Annotated in this window: 3 protein-coding genes and 1 pseudogene; all 4 read right to left on the bottom strand. The window is 56.5% G+C overall.

From position 1 onward, the window contains the following. On the bottom strand, positions 1 to 355 hold a 355-nt coding region (locus CW742_RS11070; RefSeq protein WP_292420367.1), incomplete at its 3' end, for a NusA-like transcription termination signal-binding factor. Between the two features lie 15 nt (positions 356 to 370). Then, entirely contained in the window at positions 371 to 661 is a 291-nt protein-coding gene (locus tag CW742_RS11075) for a 50S ribosomal protein L30e (RefSeq protein ID WP_292420369.1), read from the bottom strand. A 26-nt stretch (positions 662 to 687) separates the two neighbouring features. Beyond that, positions 688 to 1,863 carry a DNA-directed RNA polymerase subunit A'' gene (gene rpoA2, locus CW742_RS11080; RefSeq protein ID WP_292420370.1) on the bottom strand — a complete coding sequence of 392 codons (1,176 nt, stop codon included), beginning with the start codon at positions 1,861 to 1,863 and terminating at the stop codon, positions 688 to 690. Between the two features lie 2 nt (positions 1,864 to 1,865). After that, a pseudogene (locus CW742_RS11085) lies at positions 1,866 to 2,168 on the bottom strand (DNA-directed RNA polymerase subunit A'); the annotation flags it as partial.

The raw sequence follows: 2,168 nt of genomic DNA on the forward strand, positions 1-2,168 counted from the left end.
CTATTGCAATGCCGCGGTCCTCATCCCGGACTTCCACGGTTGCGGTTTTCTGGTCATCCTCGCCCTCTTCGAAGAGGATGGAGGTGACCTGGGCAGGGAGGAAACAGTTCTTCAAGAACTGCTCCACATTGCTGTTGTATTCCACGACCTCGATCTTCTTCCCCATGACCTCGGAAGCCTTCTTGATCGAGGCGCCTTTCTTGCCAATTGCAAGCCCCATGTCACCGGGATTGATGACAAAGATGAGCCGGGCATTGCGGTCGTCAACCACACAGTCGCGGCTCCCGGCGCCGGTCAGGCTCTCGAACTGGGAGATCAGGCGCATGCAGTCTTCGGTCAGTTTTACTTCGACCATAGAGTGCACCTGGTGTTACGCCCTCTTGAGGGAGAGAATATCTGACTCGCCCGGGCTGATGATGGCGAGGGTGCTGACCATGAACGGCTTACCGCAGGCCTTGCCGAGCGCAACGCTCGATCCCTCGAACGTGTGGATAAAGAGATTCTCGTTCGTGGAAAGTTTCTCTTTGAAGGATGCCGGGCAGTTGCCGGCAACGACGATCATCTGGGCTTTGCCTTCCTTGATGCATTTCTCGGTGTTGTTCTGGCCAAGGATGACGTTTCCTGTCTTGATTGCTCTTCTGAGTGAAGCATTAAAATCCATGTACAATTCCTCGTAGGTTTGTGCAATTAATTCTCGTTCTGCCTGATTGCTATCAGTTTTACATCGCCGGTGCCCAGCTGGATTGGCTGGCCCACGATGACGTTCTCGGTTACGCCGCTCAGTTCATCAACTTCATTTGCGACGGCCGCATCGAGCAGGTGGTTGACAGTCACTTCGAATGCCGCACGGGAGAGGACGCTCTCCTTCTCGCCGGCAATACCGTGACGGCCAATCTGCTTGACCTCGCCTTCCATGCACATCATGTCCGAGACGAGCATGAGATGGCGGACATCAACGGCGATACCCTGTTCGTTGAGGGTGGATACCGCCTCGTGGATCACCGCATTTCTCGCTGCCTCGATACCGAGGACCTGGGCGATCTCGCTGATGTTGTTGGTGCGGGTCCTTGTGGTGTCCACACCAGCGACATCAAATACGTCCTTAAGGTTGGATCCTTCAGTATAAAGTATATACTCCCCGGTCTCCTTCCTCACCACGACACGGATGATGTCGTCAATGCCCTGCACGATGACGTTCCTGACATGCTCGGCAAGCTGAAAGAGGTTCTGGTAGCTCTCCTTGTCCTTGGGCATGAATATGATGGTCGCAGCTGCCTCGTCGATCTCGTGCTCGAAGTCGCGGTAATGCCGCCGGTCGCGGATCTTCTTGGGGGCGACTTCCATGATCTCGGCAGGCGCGATCTTGCGCTTGTCGCAGACCTTGGTGTTTAAGTGGACGACCACCTGCATGTTCTCCATGTCGGTCGTGATGTCGCCAAACTCATGGAGCGGGGCCGCCTCGATCTGCCAGCTGACCTCCCGGGCCCGGTCACGGTCGTTTCCGTAATCGGGTTCAAGGAACACCGTCATCGTAGGCGTGCTGGGCTCTTTCCTCGCATCCATGATCTCGATGAGACGCGGGAGACCTAAGGTAACGTTGATCTCGGCCACACCGGCGTAGTGGAAGGTACGCATGGTCATCTGCGTGCCGGGCTCACCGATGGACTGGGCGGCGATGATGCCGACTGCCTCGCAGGCCTCGATCCGGGTGCTCTGGTACTCGTTAAGGACCCGTTCGAGAATCAGCTTGAACTGGGTATCCGTGATCTCCTTTTCGGCAAGGTACTTCCGGAGCTGCTCTTTTGTCTTTGGGGGGAGGGCTGCCGCCTCGATCTTCTTGTCGTATTTTGCATCGAGTGCCATGGTTATACCTCCTCCTTGAGGATACTCTCGACAATTCCCTTGACATCGACCGGATCGCCGAATGCGCTCTTGGTCGGGTCAGTGCCGTCCTCACCGTACTCGAACTGGATGATCTTGCCACCCGTCGACCGTACGGTGCCGTCATACGCGACTTTGAGATCCTGCAGCGCGTTTATCATCCTTCGCTGGAGGTACCCGCTCTGGGACGTACGGACCGCAGTGTCGACGAGACCTTCACGGCCACCGATGGCGTGGAAGAAGAACTCGGTCGGGTTGAGGCCGCCCTTGTAGCTGTGCTGGATGAA

The organism is Methanoregula sp. (genome assembly GCF_002835825.1).
In the GTDB taxonomy this organism is placed as follows: domain Archaea; phylum Halobacteriota; class Methanomicrobia; order Methanomicrobiales; family Methanospirillaceae; genus Methanoregula.